13 protein-coding genes are annotated in these 16,476 nt (G+C 64.1%); 2 read left to right on the top strand and 11 right to left on the bottom strand.

The genetic code is table 11. From position 1 onward, the window contains the following. Position 1 precedes the first annotated feature (1 nt). The 6 genes from BM190_RS03715 to BM190_RS03690 all read right to left on the bottom strand — a co-directional run bounded on the left by BM190_RS03715 (position 2) and on the right by BM190_RS03690 (position 7,446). Complete coding sequence (locus BM190_RS03715) at positions 2 to 919, bottom strand: DUF2950 domain-containing protein (RefSeq protein WP_092252067.1); 918 nt, start codon at positions 917 to 919, stop codon at positions 2 to 4. After that, positions 916 to 2,619 carry a DUF3300 domain-containing protein gene (locus tag BM190_RS03710; RefSeq protein WP_092252065.1) on the bottom strand — a complete coding sequence of 568 codons (1,704 nt, stop codon included), beginning with the start codon at positions 2,617 to 2,619 and terminating at the stop codon, positions 916 to 918. Before BM190_RS03710 ends, BM190_RS03715 begins: the two co-directional genes overlap by 4 nt. Before the next feature lie 113 nt (positions 2,620 to 2,732). Continuing rightward, positions 2,733 to 3,713 (bottom strand): ABC transporter substrate-binding protein, encoded by a 981-nt coding sequence (locus BM190_RS03705; protein ID WP_092252991.1) that lies wholly within the window; start codon positions 3,711 to 3,713, stop codon positions 2,733 to 2,735. Positions 3,714 to 3,821: 108 nt separating this feature from the next. After that, positions 3,822 to 5,714, bottom strand: a complete 1,893-nt coding sequence (locus BM190_RS03700) for a sensor histidine kinase (protein WP_092252989.1) — start codon at positions 5,712 to 5,714, stop codon at positions 3,822 to 3,824. A 90-nt stretch (positions 5,715 to 5,804) separates the two neighbouring features. Further along, on the bottom strand, positions 5,805 to 7,037 hold the full coding sequence (locus BM190_RS03695) for an HlyD family secretion protein (protein ID WP_092252063.1): 1,233 nt from the start codon (positions 7,035 to 7,037) through the stop codon (positions 5,805 to 5,807). After that, entirely contained in the window at positions 7,030 to 7,446 is a 417-nt protein-coding gene (locus BM190_RS03690; protein ID WP_092252987.1) for a hypothetical protein, read from the bottom strand. Before BM190_RS03690 ends, BM190_RS03695 begins: the two co-directional genes overlap by 8 nt. Before the next feature lie 163 nt (positions 7,447 to 7,609). On the opposite strand from BM190_RS03690, the gene BM190_RS03685 reads away from it, so the two are divergent. Both BM190_RS03685 and ppk2 read left to right on the top strand, forming a co-directional pair. Further along, the gene (locus tag BM190_RS03685; RefSeq protein ID WP_018319937.1) at positions 7,610 to 8,062 is read left to right on the top strand and encodes a hypothetical protein; all 453 of its coding nucleotides are present in this window, start codon (positions 7,610 to 7,612) and stop codon (positions 8,060 to 8,062) included. Between the two features lie 40 nt (positions 8,063 to 8,102). Beyond that, positions 8,103 to 8,903, top strand: a complete 801-nt coding sequence (gene ppk2, locus BM190_RS03680; RefSeq protein WP_018319936.1) for a polyphosphate kinase 2 — start codon at positions 8,103 to 8,105, stop codon at positions 8,901 to 8,903. A gap of 54 nt (positions 8,904 to 8,957) precedes the next feature. Here ppk2 and BM190_RS03675 read toward each other — a convergent pair whose 3' ends face one another. From BM190_RS03675 to BM190_RS03655, 5 genes are all read right to left on the bottom strand, one after another. Beyond that, entirely contained in the window at positions 8,958 to 9,392 is a 435-nt protein-coding gene (locus tag BM190_RS03675; protein ID WP_026202281.1) for a hypothetical protein, read from the bottom strand. Positions 9,393 to 9,412: 20 nt separating this feature from the next. Continuing rightward, positions 9,413 to 11,113, bottom strand: a complete 1,701-nt coding sequence (locus tag BM190_RS03670; protein WP_092252061.1) for an aspartate:alanine exchanger family transporter — start codon at positions 11,111 to 11,113, stop codon at positions 9,413 to 9,415. Between the two features lie 12 nt (positions 11,114 to 11,125). Further along, positions 11,126 to 13,879 (bottom strand): decarboxylase, encoded by a 2,754-nt coding sequence (locus BM190_RS03665; RefSeq protein ID WP_092252059.1) that lies wholly within the window; start codon positions 13,877 to 13,879, stop codon positions 11,126 to 11,128. A gap of 183 nt (positions 13,880 to 14,062) precedes the next feature. Continuing rightward, positions 14,063 to 15,766: a SulP family inorganic anion transporter gene (locus tag BM190_RS03660; protein ID WP_092252057.1), complete on the bottom strand. Its 1,704-nt coding sequence runs from the start codon at positions 15,764 to 15,766 to the stop codon at positions 14,063 to 14,065. Further along, positions 15,763 to 16,443, bottom strand: a complete 681-nt coding sequence (locus tag BM190_RS03655) for a YoaK family protein (protein WP_092252985.1) — start codon at positions 16,441 to 16,443, stop codon at positions 15,763 to 15,765. The genes BM190_RS03660 and BM190_RS03655 overlap by 4 nt, the downstream gene beginning before the upstream one ends. Positions 16,444 to 16,476: the final 33 nt, after the last annotated feature.

Genomic DNA, 16,476 nt, shown 5'->3' with positions numbered 1-16,476 from the left:
TTCAGGGTTTTGCGGCATCGACCTTCTTCCAAGTCTCATCGGGATCGAACAGCGTGGTGCGCTCGGCGACAAACGCCGTGCGCTTGCCGAGATCCTTCTGGTAGACGGTGCCGGCGTGATTGACCAGGAAGGTCATGATGCCCGAATTGCCGTACTCCGCGGGCCACGCGATCAGGGCGAAACCACCAATCATCTTGCCCTTGACCACATAGTCGAGCGCGCCGCCGGGCGCATCGCGCCCCTGCCCCTTGAGGATGCGGAAATAGTAGCCGTGATAGGGCGCAGGTCCGACGTCGCCCGCGCGATAGCCCTCCTTCGAGGCCTCGGCCGCCAGCGCGCCAAGCGGGCTCGGGTCGCTGTCGTCGCGCCAGAACAAGCCGTCCTTCTTGCCGGGCGATGAGACGATGCGCTGCGCATAGACGCCGGCGCCCTCACCGCGGTCCTTGTCGGCGTATTCGTTCTGCGCGTCGACAAAGGCGAGCGCGGTCTGGATCGCGTCGAGCTCGTTACGGCCGATGCGACGGCGCAGCACCTCGATGCGTCCCTCGTCGGTGTCGAACTCCCAGCCGGCCTTGGTATTGACCAGCGGAATCGGGAACGGGAAGTCATCGGGCCCCAGCATCAGGGTCGCCGTCTTGTTGCCCTCCGCCTTGATGCCGTGCTTGGCGTCATACATCGACGTGAAGCGCTGGCGGATGTCGTTGTCGGCGATCTCGTCGCCGGACGAGACGATGTCGTCTGCGGCGCGGCCCAGCACTTTCAGGATATCGTCTGGTCCGTTCTTGACCGCGGCGGCAAGCGCGGCCGCTGCATCTTCCGGCGTCTTGAAGGATTGCTGCGCCTGCGATGCTGAGCCGAGCAGCGCCAGCGCCACGAGTCCCGGCAACATCGCGCGACGGAATGATTTCAAGCCGGTCATGGCGTCACCTCCGCAGGAATCTTCGCGCCGCCGGCGAGCCAGTCACCATAGCTGCGGAATGTCAGTCCGAGTTTTTCGTAGCGAACCCGCAGATATCCATCGCTGCCGCGGGTCACGGCGGCAGGCATCACCTGTTCGACCTCCTGCGCCATGACGCCGACATAGGCCTTGTCGTTGCCGATGTAGCTGAAGCGATAATAGCCGAGGCCGTTCGCGAGATGACCGAGCAGGACGATGTCATGCTTCAACGCGATGTCGGAGCGTCGGCCACCGCCGCCGCCACCACGGAAGCCGCCACCGCCGCCTCCGCGGAATCCACCGCCGCCACCGCCCCGCATTGCCATTCCGCCACCGCCGCCGCGGCCGGCCATGCTCGGTCCGCCGCCGCCACCGCGCGGCATGCTTGCCATGCTGGATCGTCCGCGCGCGGACGCCGCCGCGGCCGAGCGGCCGGAGGAGACGTTCATGGCACCGCCGCGATTGCCGCCACCACGGTTGGCTGCCGCACCGCCGCCGGCGCGGTTGGCGGCCTTGGCGCGATCTCCGCCGCCCTTGTTTGCAGCCTTGGCGCGGTCACCACCGCCCTTGGCACGATCCGCGGCTCCAGCGCGATCGCCCCCGCCGGGCCGATCGCCGCGGTTGCCCGCACGATCACCCGCACGATCGCCTGCGCGATCACCGGGACCACCACGATCACCAGCACGGTCACCGGCGCGATCGCCGGCCCGGTCTCCAGCACCTTGGTTGGGACGCAGCACCTGGTTGCCGTCACGGCCGCGGAAATCCATCCGGTCCGACACGCCGGCCTTCAGGTTGTTGTTGCCGAAACGCTGCTGAACGTTGCTGTTGTTGTAGCGCACGCCACCGCGATGCGCCGGATTATGCTGCCAGCCGTTACCGATGTTGGTGGTGCGATGATTGACGTAGACATTGCGGTTGCCCCAATTGCAGCCGCCGCCCCAGTAATTGCCCCAGCGCCCGATCGCCCAAGCCGTGCCGAAAGCGAGGCCCGCCGCAACCACGCCGGCGCCGATATAGGACGGGTAGCCCCAATAATACGGCGGATACTCCGCATAGGGCCAGCTGCCATAGACCGTCGCCGGATCGTAATACGGCACGTACATCTCCGCGGGATTGGCCTGCTGGATCACAACGACCTGCTTGCCTTCCTGCGACTGGACACTGACCTTCTGCTGCTTGGTCGTGACCAGCTTCTTGTTGTCATAGGCCTTGTTGCGCAAGCGCTGGATCGCATCCATCACGTCAGGCTGCTGGGCGAGAAAGGCATCGCCGAGCTTCTTGGTCCAGTCGAGCTGATCGCTCATCATGGTCAGGACATCGGCGGTGCTGGCCAGCGCCTTGATGCTGTCGTCCCAGGCCTGCTTCTCGACCTCCGTCTTCAGCGCATCGCCCTTCAGGGTCTTGCGCTCCTTCAGCCAGCGGTCGGCCTGCACCACCTCCAACGGATAGGTTGAGGCGGCAAGCACATTGGCAAGGAGCTCGTCTGGATACAGTGCGATCGGCGCCACCAAGGCCTCGAGCTGCTCCGGCTTCAGAAGCTCGGCCGTCGGCGCAGGCGGAGGAGCCGGCTGCGCTTGCGGAGACGGGGCCGCAGGCGTCGTGTTGGTTTGCGCCGTTGCGGCGAACGATGTCGCCATGACGACCGCAAGCGCCATCAGGGTCTTGCCGCAGCGGAACATTGCATCCTCCCTTGCACTTCCAGCGTGGGACGATCGGGCCGGGACGCAGACGTTTGTTGATCGAGATCAACGAAACGAGGCCCTCGTGGCTGCTGCAGCGCGAGAGCCATGCGTCATTCGATCAGTTCGGCGTCCATCAGAAGCCGGCTCGGCACCGTCAGGCCGAGGGCATGGGCCGTCTTCATGTTGATGACGAGCTCGAACCTGGTGGCGAACTGCACCGGAAGCGATCGAATCTCGGCGCCGCGCAGGACGCGATCGACGTAGCCGGCGCCGTCGCGAAATTGCTGGGTGAGATCGGCGCCATAGGACATCAGCCCACCGTTCACCGCGTAGAAGCGGACCGCGAAGATCGCGGGCACGCGGCGCTGCGCCAGCAGTGCGATCGTCATCGCGCTCTGGGTCCCGAAGAAGCCGCCATCAGGGAGCACGACGAGGCCGCCGCCGTCGCGTGTCGCGCTCTCGATGGCCGCCGCGATCTCGGCCCCACTCCGGACGCTGGCACCGGTGACCTTGAGACCGAGCCGGTTTTCCATCTGGTGCGCCGCCTGAAGATAGAACGGCGCATAGGGCGACGATTCCGGATTGAACAGCAGCGCCGCGTGGCTCATCCCCGGCACCATATCCTTCAGCAGACCGAGCCATTTCCCGCTCATCGAGTGCTCATAGAGCGAGAAGCCGGTGAGATTGCCGGTCGGCCGCGCCAGATTGGCGACGAGGCCGGTCCCGACGGGATCGGAGAGCCCGACGAAGACGATCGGAATTCGCTGCGTGGCATCGCGCAGCGTCCGGGTCGTGCCCGTGCTGGTCGAAAGCAGTACGTCCGGCCCGGCGGCAATGAGCTCGAGCGCCTCCAATTGCTGGCGTGCCGGACTGGGACCCGGCCAGCGCACCTCCAGGCGATAGTTCTGGTTGGCGATCCAGCCACGATCGGTGAGCCCCTGCTGAAAGGCATCGACGCGCATCTGCGCGCCGGGATCGCCGGCGACATTGCCGGTCAGCACGCCCACGAACGGCGCTCTGTCCTGGGCCCGCGCCAAGACCGGGAACGCCGCCGCGGCACCAACCAGCGACATGAACTCACGGCGTCTCATGGCCACCGACACTCCCCACATGCGCCCCCATCCCGGTCATCGCGCAATTGCGAGAAGGAAACGGCTTCGCCGATCCCGTGAGCTTGATCAAAATCAAGACACCGGCGATCAGTGAAGGATCGGAAGACGGATCGTGAAGAGCGCGCCGCCCGCGGCCTGGTTTTCGGCAGAGATCGTGCCGTGATGGGCCTCGATGATGGTTTTGGCGATCGCGAGCCCCATGCCCATACCCTGGGGCTTGGTCGTGAAGAACGGATTGAACACGTTCGCAAGGTCGGAAGCGGCAATCCCGGGACCAGTATCGGAGACCCGGATCTCCGCTTCGTTGCCGACGCGCAGGGTCGAGACGCTGACCTGGCGTTTTCCGGGATCTGCGTCGAAGATCGCATCCATCGCATTGATGATCAGGTTGAGAACGACCTGCTGAAGCTGGATCGGATCGCCTCGGACATGCAGGTCGGCCAGGACAGGCGTGTAGATCAATGTGATCCGGCGTCCATCGGCGACGGCGCGCACAAGGCCGATCGCTTCGCGGACCATATCGTTGAGCTCGATGTCCTTGACCTCGAACGGCGTCTTTTTCAGAATACTGCGTAGCCTGCGGATGACTTCGCTGGCCCGCTGATCGTCACGCCGGATGTCGGCGAGGATCTGCCGGATCTCGTCGATGTCGGGCGAAGCGGCCTTCAGCATCAGCTCCGCAGTCTCGGCGTTGGTCAGGATGGAGCCGAGCGGCTGGTTCAGTTCATGGGCGATCGACGTGGTCAACTCGCCAACGGCCGAATAGCGGTTGGCGTGAGCGAGCTCGGCCAGACGCTGGCGTGACTCGACTTCGGCGATCTGGCGCCGACGGCGCTCATGCAGCATCCCGCTGATCAGGCCGGCCTGCACCAGAATGACGGACGCGATCAGCAGCATCTGCCAACGATAGCGCTCCCAGATGCTCTGTTCGCGAAACATGATTTCGCTGCCGGGAGGCAAACGGCTCTCGCTGATGCCCCAATGCTGCAATTGGCGCCAATCATATCTCGGCGCGGCGAATCCGATCGGCTCGTAACTGATGCTCGCTGGTTTCGCGCCGCCGAGAATGCCAATCGCCGCACTGACGGTCCTGGAACTCGTTTCCGCGATCATATGCATCGGTCCCCCGACAGTGCCGTCACCGAAGAACGGCTCCTGGTAGGAGAAGATCGGGGCATTCGCGGCCGCGTACAGGCTGCGCAAGGCGATGTCGCTCTCGTGGACGACCCCAGCCGCATCGACCGACATCAGCCCCCAGAACAGCGCGGTGTGCGGCGGCAGCTTTGAAGCGCGCTTCAGGATTTCGTCGAATGACAAGTCCGAGTACCAGACCAGCTCGACCTCCTCGCCCAAGGGTTGCAGTTCCCGCTTGACCTCCTCCACCCAGAACTTCTCGAGCGGCGAGGCGCCGATCACGACCACAATCGACTTTGTGTCAGGCAAAATCTGGAGAACGTTGCGGAACGCGACCATGAAATCGTTGCGGATCGCCACGACGACGTCGTTGTCGCTGAGATCGGCGCGATTGATCAGCCGATGCTCGACCGCGGAGAGAATCAATGGCACATCAGGGAATAATCTTCCGCGGTATTTCTGCGCAAACCGGGCCGCAGGCGCGCCGATGCTCAACACGATGTCGGGCATCGCTCCCTGGTACAGCGATTGCAGATAGTCGACGAAAGGTGCCTCAGGACCGGGATTGTTGAAGCGCGCGGTGAGCAGCGCGTGCTCCTGTATATCGAGTGGCCAGGGCGATTGCCGTTCGAGCTTGGCCTTGATGTCGCGCGCATACTCGCTCCACGGCCGAAAATCACGGCCGAATGAATGCAATACCAGGACGCGCTTCAGCTCGCCGCGGAGACTCCGCTCGACTGCACCAACTCGCCCGGCGGACAGGCACACGGCGAAAAGCAGCGCGAGACAGTATAGCGCCGTCACGGCCCCTGGCCTGACCTTGGAGATGGACGTGCGCCCGCTCATGCTCCATCCTTGCAGCTCCAGCAACTGCTGTCGCGGAAATTCTAGCGGGAATTGCACCGCTGCGACAGGCCCCGGGGGCGGCTTCACAGCTCAATGCCCGCTCAGCACCAGCGTCTGGATCGGCAGCAGCAGCGCCTGGATGCGCAGCAGCAGCGCGTGCACCAGGCCGACACCGTCGACCACGTGCAAGGCGATCTTCCTGCTGGTCGAAGTCCCCTTGGCCGAGATCTCCTCGTGGTTGCTGGTATAGGCATTGACGACGCAGCTGCTGCCCGGCGTCACGCCTTCGAGGCCACCTTTGTAAAGCGGCTCCAGGAACACCAGGATGGTGCCGGGGCGGACGGCGTTCTGCGGATCGACCAATTGCTCCCCGGATCGGAATTGTCCGGCCGCGATGTAGTCCTGGACTGTCGTGATCACCATGGGGATGATCACCCATGGCCTGGAGATGCAGGTCGCTTCCGCCACCATGCCCTCTTTCATCACCTGTGCCTCGATCTGGCCGAACCCGGCCTGCAGCATCTTGCGGCCGGCCCCCTCCGGGATGAGAACGCCTGCAGGCCGCATGAGTTGATTGACGACGTCGCCGGGACGGATCAGGAATTGCTCGACGCGCCCATCGACACCGGCGCGGACCAAGGTCTTGTCGATATCCACCTGGGCCTGGTCGAGCGCGGCCTCCGCGCTGGCCTTCTGCGCCGGCAGCAGGATGGAGACCTGCATTGATACGGATTGCTTCGCGGCGGTCGCGGCATCGATCCCGGACTGACGTTGATCGACCAAAACCTGGAGCTTGTCGATATCACGCTGCGGAACGATGCCGGGATTGCGGCGCTGGAGCTCGGTCTTGACCTCGAGCTCGTCCTTGGCCTGCTGATAGTTCGCCTTCGCCTCCCCGATCTGCGCCTCGGCCTTGACCACGTCGGCCTGCGCGGTCTGCATGGCGGCATCGACCTCCGCAACCTTCCGCCTGGCGGTTTCGAGCGCGGCCTGCTGCTTCGAGTCGTCGAGCGTGAACAGCACGTCGCCCTTCTTCACCGGCGCGCTGAAGCCAACCTTGACCTCGGCAACGCGGCCGGAGCCTTCGGGCAGGATCGGCACGGTGCGAAAATAGAGCGTCGCCGATGACGTCGAAGGATGGAAGTAGAAGATCATAGTGATCAGCGACACCGTAAGCATCAGGCAGCCGGTGATGCCCCAGCGCAGCTCGTACCAGACCGAGAAGAAGGTGATCTCCTTGCCGAAACGCTTGCCCTGGGCGTAGCGGCGATAGAGATAGTCCGGCAGGATCGTCAGCAGCGAGCAGAACATCAGCTCAAACATGGCTGTGCTCCTTCTTTGCGGCTTCCGGCTTCTGTGCGGGAGGCATCGCGGCCTCCGTCCGGATCTCTTCGCCACCGGCGGCTGGCGCTGCCTCTGCAATCTTCTCGACCGACCCGGCGATGCTACGCAGCGGGGTGCCGAAATCGGGAAGATCGATCAACGCGAGCAGGAGGCCGGCGACCCAGAAAATATGCATGTGCGTGAACAACGAGATCAGGCCGAGCACCGCGACGAGCTCGAACTGCAATTTTTGTGATTTGTGCGCCATCCGCTCGGGCAGGCTGTGCAGCTTCCAATAGAGCGTACCGACCCAGAGCACGGTGCCGATCAGGAACAGCCCCATCACAACCATCAGCGTATCGGTCCCGCTCCCCGGCGCCAGATAAAACGGCAAATGGTGCGGAGCCATCGGATGAAGCTGGTCGCTCAAAGCGTCTCTCCCGATCAAATGCGCATGTGCGATATTGTGTTCGGCAGGCCGCGGTTTGCTTGATTTGAATCAAGGGAACACCCTCCGCCCGACCCTAGCGTTTCCTGGATGCTGATTGGACAACCATCAGGAGCCGCAAGCCATGCCCGGCCTCGACGATCTCATCCCCAACGCCGCCCAGATTCGGAAGGAAGCCGCCCTCAAGGAGGCCGAGAAAGCCGAGGAGTATGTCCGCCTCGCCGCAGCGGTCGAAGCCGAGAAGCGCGCGCTGATCGAGCGGCTCAGCAAACCCTCCGGCAAGAGCGAGGAGGAGAAGATCAAACTCGCCTCGACCATCATCCAGCGTGCGGTGCGAAACGGCCTGACGGAGGTGCTGGTCTATCGCTTCCCCAACTCGCTTTGCACCGACAGGGGGCGCGCCATCAACCAGATGGAAAAGGGTTGGGAGACCACGCTGACCGGCATCCCCAAGGAAATCTTCCAGCTCTGGACCGATTATCTGAAGCCGCGTGGCTATCGCATCGCCTACCAGATCATCGAATTCCCGGGCGGCGTGCCCGGCGATATCGGCGTGACCATCTCCTGGGACGATTAGTTCTGGGGCGATTGACAAGCTCAGCAGCGAGAGGACCGGCATGGCCAAGGATGCGCCCGCGGAGCGAATGAAGCGGAAGGACTATGAGAAGGAGCTGGAAAAGCTCCAGGTCGAGCTCTGTCACCTCCAGGACTACGTGCGGGCGAACAAGCTCCGGGTGATCATCGTGTTCGAAGGCCGTGACGCTGCCGGCAAAGGCGGCACGATCAAGGCGATCACCGAGAAGGTCAGCCCGCGCGTGTTCCGCGTCGTGGCGCTGCCGGCGCCGTCGGACCGCGAAAAGACACAGCTCTTCTTCCAGCGCTACATGGAGCAGTTTCCGGCGGGCGGCGAGATCGTGATCTTCGACCGGAGCTGGTACAACCGCGCCGGCGTCGAATATGTCATGGGCTTTGCTACGCCCGCCGAGCACCAGCGCTTCCTCTCCCTCTGCCCGCAGATGGAGAGATACGTCATCGACGGCGGTATCATCCTGATCAAGATCTGGCTCGAGGTCGGAATGGACGAGCAGGAGCGTCGCTTCCACGCCCGGATCGATGATCCCGTGCGGCAATGGAAGCTGAGCCCGATGGACCTGGAGTCCTACCGGCGCTGGTACGACTATTCGCGAGCTCGCGATCTGATGCTCAAGCAGACCAGTACGAAGGAAGCGCCGTGGTACATCATCCGCTCCGATGACAAGCGCAAGGCGCGGCTGAACTGCATCGCACATCTCCTCGGCGCGATTCCCTACAAGCGCATCAAGAAGGACAAAATCAAGCTGCCGAAGCGCTCCGAGAAGGGCCGCTACAACGACCAGGCCGGCCTGAAGGGGATGAACTTCGTCGCCGAGCGGTATTGAGACGCGAAAAGGGCTGCCGGTGAGGCAGCCCGATTGCCCTGATTGCCCTCCGGATCACTTCAGGCGGATCGTGACACCGCCGACGGCAGCCGACACTTCCGCGCCAACCCTCGGACCGCTGAGCTGAAGGATCACGCCATTGGCGTTCTGCAGCTGAACGGCGCCGGCGCCTGCGGCCACGGCTCCGCCCGCTCCTCCCACCGCATAGGAGCCTTCGATGGATGCTGGCCCCTTCAGATTGAGCGCCCGACCGACGAACTTCGTGGTCGAGGCCCCGACGGTGAGGCCGACGCTCATGCCGGAGACGGTGAAGGGATATTTCTTGCCCCTGAGGAGCAGAACGCCCTCACCGCCCCCGACACCGACGATGAAGCCGCCCTTGGTGAAGACGACGGCGACCTCGCCGGTCTCGGCACGCGACGGCGTGCTGAGACCGGTCAGGGCCGCAATCGAGGCAACCAGGGCGACGCCAACGGCAAGTTTCTTCATGACTTTCTTCCCCCTCTTGATCATTGCGCAAGGATCATTGCGAAGTAGCCGAACACGGTGAGCAGGATGCCCGAGACGGCATAACCGACCGGGAATCCGATCCAGGGCACGGAGCTCTGGATCTCGACCGCGGCCTCGCGGGCCGGGCCGGAGTGCGACCGCGCGCCGGCAACGCCGCCCATCAGTACGGCCGGGTTGATCTTGAAGACGTGGTAGCCGATCGCCCAGACGATGAACGGCGGGATCGTGCACGCAATGAAGCCGACCAGGAATATCTTCAAGGCAACCGCACCCGTGAGCTGCGACAGCAGTCCCGCGCCGGCATTGACGCCGACGATGGCGACGAAGACCACGAGGCCGAGATCCTCCAGCACGTTGCGCGCCGCGTTCGGCGTGTTGCCGAAGAAGCGCAGACGCGACACGACCGACGACACGATCACACCCGACAGCAACAGACCGCCGGCGTTGCCGAGGCCGACCTTGGCGCCGAATGCCGGGAATTCGATCTTGCCGATCAGGAAGCCGATGATCATGCCGACAGCCAGCGTCAGCAGATCGGTCGAGGTGTTGGACCTGGCGATGCGGCCCCACATCTCGCCGAGCTCGTTGACGGCAGACTTCAAGCCGACCACGGAAACGATGTCCATCCGCTCCAGCTTGGTCTTGAGACCGGCCGGAATCTGCACGCCGCCGCGCTCGACCTTGGTGACCTGCAGCTGGCCGGCGATCGCGGTGTCACGGAAGGACTCGAAGGTGCGCCCCACCATCTCCTTGTTGGTGATGAGGATGTCCGCCTGGTCCATGGGAATGCCGAGCGTCTTGGCATCCGAGACCTCCGGACCGATGAGGCCCATCTTCTCGGTGAGGTGCTCGGTCGAGCCGCCGAGGGCGACGATGTCGCCCTTCTGCAGCACGAGGTCGGCATCCGCGCCTTGCGGCTCGCCGTTCCGCCCGACATTGACGATCCGGTATTCCGGATTTATCGCGCGGAACTTCGCGATGCTCATACCGACCGTCGCCGGGTTCTCCAGCCGGTAGGCCCGCAGACCGAACTGACGATAGCCGGTCAGGCCGCCGCCTTCGAGATCCTTGACGCCGAATTCCCGCTCGTACTGCTTCGCGGCGGCCCTGGCGTCGACGCCCCACCAGCGCGGCAGGTATTTGCAGATCAGGATGATGCCGACGGTGCCCCAGATGTAGGTGATACCGTAGGACAGCGCGATCATGCCTGAGGCATCCTCAGGCTTCATTCCCTCGGGCAGCTTGACGACGCCCGACGTGACGGCCTGCTCGGCCGAGCCGATCGCCGCCGACATGGTCTGCGATCCCGCCAACATGCCGCCGGCTGCGCCTGGCGGGAGAGAGAACATCTTGGCGCCGATCACCACCAGCGCCAGTCCGATGACGCTCGATATCACCGCCAGGATGCAGAACTTCAGGCCGTCGCCCTTCAGGCTGTTGATGAAGGACGGCCCGACACGCAACCCGACGCCATACATGAAGAGATAGTAGAACAGGCTCTTGGCGAAATTGTTCAGCTCGAGCTTCACGCCGTAGGTCGACGACCACACCGAGACGCCGGCGCCGACCACGATGGCGCCGGCAACCATGCCGAGGCCATACCCCTTGATGCTGGCCCGGCCGATATAGACGGCGAGGCCGACGACGAAGAACAGCAGCAGGTACGGATTCTGCTGCAGGAACGTGAAAAAGCCCTGCATGTTCGATCCCCTCTAAGATGCCGCTTTCAACTTCGGCGTCGCGGCGGGCCTGGGCTTGCCGATCTTCGCCAAGGCTTCGGAGCGGACGAGCTTCAGCCCTTCCTTGGCGTCGTAGCCATGGATCTCCTTCACATCGAGCTTGCGCATGAAGTCGATGGTCTCCTGCGTGATGACCTGACCGGGCACCATGATCGGGAAGCCCGGCGGATACGGGATCACGAAATTGGCCGAGACGAGCTCTGGTCCCGACTTGAGCCGGCGATCGATCTCGGGATCGTTGAGGCGGATGTGCTCGCAACCCGCCACGTCGTAGGCAGCGTAAAAGCCGCTGCGAATGTCGCCTTCATTGGTCTTGCTGCCGGCATCGCCGCGGAAGCTCGGGTGGAAATGCGAGAAGTTGGGCAGATCAGGTACGTCGGTCATCAGGCTCTTGACCCGTGCCTCGAAGGTCTTCTTCGCATTGACGCCGCCCTGCGCCAACCCGCGATCGACCTCGCCCGCGATCTCGGCGAGGACGCGGATGAGATGCGCGACGTCGCTGCGGGTGTTGTTGATGTTGGACTGGACCAGGACCGAGTTGCGCGAGGTCTTGTTGACCTGGATGTTATACTCGTTGGCGAGGATACCCTTGAACTGGGTGCCGTCATAACCAGCCATGCCGCATACCAATGTCATACGGGTCGGATCGAGGCAGAACTCGTCTTCGTCCAGGCTCTTGAGGGTGTTGACCCAATTCACGCCCGCGGCGAGATAATCGGTAAAGCCGCTCTGGCGATACTGGGCAGGCACCATGGTGTCGGCGCCGAGGATGCGGAAATATTTCGAGATCAGCGGGTTGTTGTTGACCGCCTGGCGAATGGCAAGCGCGATCTCCATCGCATTGGCCACGAGGCCGTAACCTTCCAGCTCCATCTGCCGCCTGGAGATATCGAGGCTGGCGATGAGTTGCTGGTTCGGGCTGGTGGAAGCGTGGGTGAACACGGCCTCCTTGAACTGCTGCTCGACCGTGTGGAATTCGACGTCCTTGACCGAGAGCATGGAGCCTTGCCGGATCGCCGACATCGACTTGTGGGTCGAGTTGGTCTGGTAGACGCGCAGGCGGATCTGCCTGGGATCGGGAATCAGCCGGGTCTTGAGCAGCATCTCGTCCGACGGGTTCTTGCCGAGCTCGGCCTGCTGCTTCTCATAGGCCGCGACCGACTTCGGGTCGTGCATCCACGCCTCGATCTCGTTGGCCGCCCCCATGGCGGTGCGGCGGCGCAGGAACGGCGAGAAACGCGCGAAGCCGAACCAGGCCTCGTCCCAGAGGAAGATCAGGTCCGGCTTGAGAGCGAGACATTCCTCCATCACCCGGCGGGTGTTGTAGATGTGGCCGTCGAAGGTGCAGTTGGTGAGGTCGATCATCTTGACGCGGTCGAGCCGGCCGTCGGCCCTGGCGCCGAGCAGCGCCTGTTTGATCGTCTTCAGCGGCACCGCGCCGTACATCGAGTATTCCGTCATCGGGAAGGCTTCGACATAAAGCGGCTGCGCACCCGCCAGAACCATTCCATAGTGGTGCGACTTGTGGCAGTTGCGATCGACGATCGCGATGTCGCCCGGCGCGAGCAGCGCCTGCACCGCCATCTTGTTCGATGTCGACGTGCCGTTGGTGACGAAGAAGACGCGGTCAGCGCCGAGCGCCCTCGCCGCTTTCTCCTGCGCCTTCTTGATGTTGCCGGTCGGCTCCAGCATGCTGTCGAGGCCGCCCGTGGTGGCGCTGCTCTCGGCCAGGAACAGGTTCGGCCCGTAGAATTCGCCCATGTCGCGGATCCAGTCGGACTTGAAGATCGACTTTCCACGGGCGATCGGCAAAGCATGGAACGTGCCGATCGGACGCTGCGCATATTTCTTCAGATTGTCGAAGAACGGGGTGTCGTAGCGATCCTGAATGCCTTCGAGGATGGACAGATGCAGCTCGAGAAGCTCCTCGACGGAGTAGAAGATGCGGCGAACGACGTTGGCTTCAGGGTTTCCAGCCAACTCCTCGACGTCGCGGTTCGAGATCATGTAGAGGTCGAGCTCGGGACGGACGCGCTTGATGATCTGGGCGAGCCGGAGCGCAGAGGCGTCGGACTCGTCGTTGAGGCCGGCCGAAGCCGTGATCGAGCGCAGCACGGGTGCATTGTGGCGCGAGCGCAGCCCGAAGCCTTCGTTGATGATGACGGCCGCGATATTGGGATTGAGCATGGTCGCGCAGAATGCATCTTCCAGGCTGCCGACGATGACAGGCTCATAGATGAAGCCATCGATTGGGCGCCGCAACTTGCGCCATTCGGCGGCGAGCGCCGGCCACTGACTTGATGATACGCCAGTCACGATCAGGGTTTCGAAATAGGGCCGGCGTGCCGTATGCGCACCGAACGTCGGTGGCACCAGCTCGGGCGCGTCGCCATTACCATCATCCTTCGCGCTCCAGTCGCCGGCATGCTGGCGGAAGGATCGTGTCGTCAGGGCCTGGGTAATCCGCGTCGCAAGGGCGAGCGTCGTTGCCCCATCGCCCGCGGAGGCCGCTTCCCGCAGTGCCGCCATCAGCTGCAGTCCGGGATAGCCGTAGAACTCCTCCGTCACCGAGAGCTCGGCCAGTGCCGCATCGTAGACCGCCCGATTGCCGACGCGAGCCCACGCCTTCGCGGCCTCCACGAGGTCGCGCCAGTCATCCGCCCGCGCGCCCGGCCCGGAAAAGAACTGATCGATCCGCTTTTGCGCCGGCTTGGTGTCCTTGGACATGTGTCTCTCCCGATCCTCGACGGTGCCTTGATGGTCACTCGATGGTCATTTGATGCCAGTTGGGGCGAAGCTGAGCGTGATCGTGAGTTCGGCGCCGCTGGCTCCATTGATCCAAGTCAACGGTCGGACGCATTCTGGCGAGACCGTCGGCCGCAGCGGTCATTCGCATTGCAACACACCCGCTCAGGCCGTCCGCTGCGCCGTCACGGCCTGCTCGTCGCCGAGAACGCTATCGAGCGATCGCAGCCACTGGCTGCTATCCGTCCTCTCCGCCAGCCCTTCCGCCCGCAAGAGATCGCGGAGCTGCGCGTGCGCGCCGACGATGGAGAAAATGACCTTTCGCGCGGCGAGCTCGTCGTAGAGGTCGTGCAGCATGCCCGCGCCGGCGAGATCGATATAGGGCGAGGCCGAGAGGTCGCAGACCACCAGCCGGATCTCGGGCGCGCGCCGAAGCGCGATCAGGACGGTTTCGAGGATCGTCTCGGCGTTGATGTAGAGCAGCGAGGCTTCGGGCCGGAACGCGATGACGCCGATCAAGGGCTCGACGTCCGCGTGCCTTGAACTGTCCGAATAACGGCCGCTGCCGGGCAAGCGGCCGAGGAACGCGACGTTTGGCCGCGAGGCCCGGGCCAGCAGCAAAAGGATCGAAGCGATCGACGCCAGGAGTACGCCTTGCAGGATTCCGAGCAATAGCACGGAGACCAGCGCAATCGTTGCGGCGTAGAAGTCGATCCGGCTGACCTGCCACATCCGCACCAGCGCGCGAACGTCGACGAGCTTGTAGACGGCGGCAAAGACGATGGCTGCAAGCACGGCCTTGGGCAGGTTGGTCAAGAGTCCCGTGAAGAACAGAAGGCACAGCCCGAGCGTCACCGAGCAGATCACCAAAGCGAGCGGCGTCCGTGCGCCGGCGCTGTCATTGACGGCCGATTGCGACAGCCCGCCGGCAACCGGATAGCCATGGCCGAAGGCGACGACGAGGTTCGCGGCGCCCAGCCCCAGGAACTCCTGCCGGACGTCGAGGGGATAGCCGTGCTTGGCGGCGAAGCTGCGGGCGGCCGAAACGCCCTCGATATAGGCCAGCAGGATACACCCTGCGGCGAGCGGGAAGAGATCGTCGAAGTCCAGCAGGCCGAGCGTCGGAATGCCCAGGGCCGGCAGACCTTCCGGTATCTTCCCGGTGACGGGCACGCCGAGAGCCGGCAGGCCGAGGAGCGTCGCCGTCCCGATCGCGAGCGCGACGATGGTGATGCCGACCGGTTTGCCCGGCAGCAGCCGTTCACCGAACAGGAGGAGCAGCAGCGCGACCGCGCCGACGGCGAGCACGAGCAGGTTGACGGTCCCGAGCTGGCCGGCCAGCGTGATGGCGCGGTCGAAGAAATTGTGGCCGCCGCCGGCAACGCCGAGCAGGCTCGGCAGCTGGCTCATGATGATCGTGAGCCCGGCACCGGCCTTGAAGCCGACCAGGATGCTGTCGCTGACGAGGCGGACCAGCACGCTCAGCTTGAACAACCACGCGATGAAGCACAGCACCGCCACTGCAAAGGCCGCAAGGCTTGCGATCTGCGCGTAGCGTGTCGCATCGCCTCCGGCCAGCGCACCGACAGTGCCTGCAATCATCAGGGAGATCGCCGAGGTCGGCCCGATCGCAAGTTGCCGGGACGAACCGAGCAACGCATAGCCGATGCCGCCGAGCATATAGCCGTAAACGCCGATCTGAGGCGGCAGGCCGGCCAGCGCGGCATAGGCGAGCGAGACCGGGATGGCGTAAGCAGCCAGGGTGACGCCAGCGACGGCGTCGGAGGAAAACCACTCTCGCCGGTAGGCGCCAAGCCAGCCGGCCGGCGGGAAGAACCGTATCCATCCAGGTTCGGACGGCGCACTCATTGGACCGCCCTCTGATGCGACGCTTCGCAGCGCAGCAAGACGACCAACAGCGCGACCACGGGAATGCCGAGCGCGAGGTCCGGAATAGCCTTGGTGGCGAAGGCGCCCAGCGCGGCGCCCAAGCCGAACACGGCGCACAAGGCGAAGAAGATGCCCGACCGACGCAGCGTCCCCAGCGGCGCGTCTCCGGCGGCGGCCAAAAAGACAGCCTCGATCGCCTGGCGCATGTTGCCCGTGATCATCACCGTGCTGCAAACAACGCCCTCGACCCTGGTGAAGATCGCGGTCTGCATCGCGGCGACGAACGAGATGCCGAGCGTTCCAGCCAGATCCGGCAGCCTGTTGTGCAGGATGCTGATCGCGATCAGCAGCAATATCTCGAGCAGGGTGCTGATTGCGCTGGCCCGCTCGCCCGCAGCGCGGCGCAGCCATGCGGCAATCACGATACCGGCGGCAAAGGCGAGAAGCGGCGGCACGAAGTGAAACGCCTTCGTCCAATCGCCGGCCGTCGCATAAACCCAGAGGAAGATCAGGTTAGCCGTCTGGGCATTCGCCATGACGCCGTGGACGATCCAGGTATAGGCGTCGATATAGCCGCCGACGAAGGCGAGCAGCAGGACGATCTCCACGGTTTCGTCGCGGCGGATGGCGCCGGCCGCGAGGTCGAGAGCGCTCATGTTGATGATGCCGGCTGTCGCGAATTCCGCATC

It is taken from the genome of Bradyrhizobium sp. Rc3b (genome assembly GCF_900114915.1).
Taxonomy (GTDB): domain Bacteria; phylum Pseudomonadota; class Alphaproteobacteria; order Rhizobiales; family Xanthobacteraceae; genus Bradyrhizobium.
This window is presented reverse-complemented; position numbering and strand designations above follow the sequence as displayed.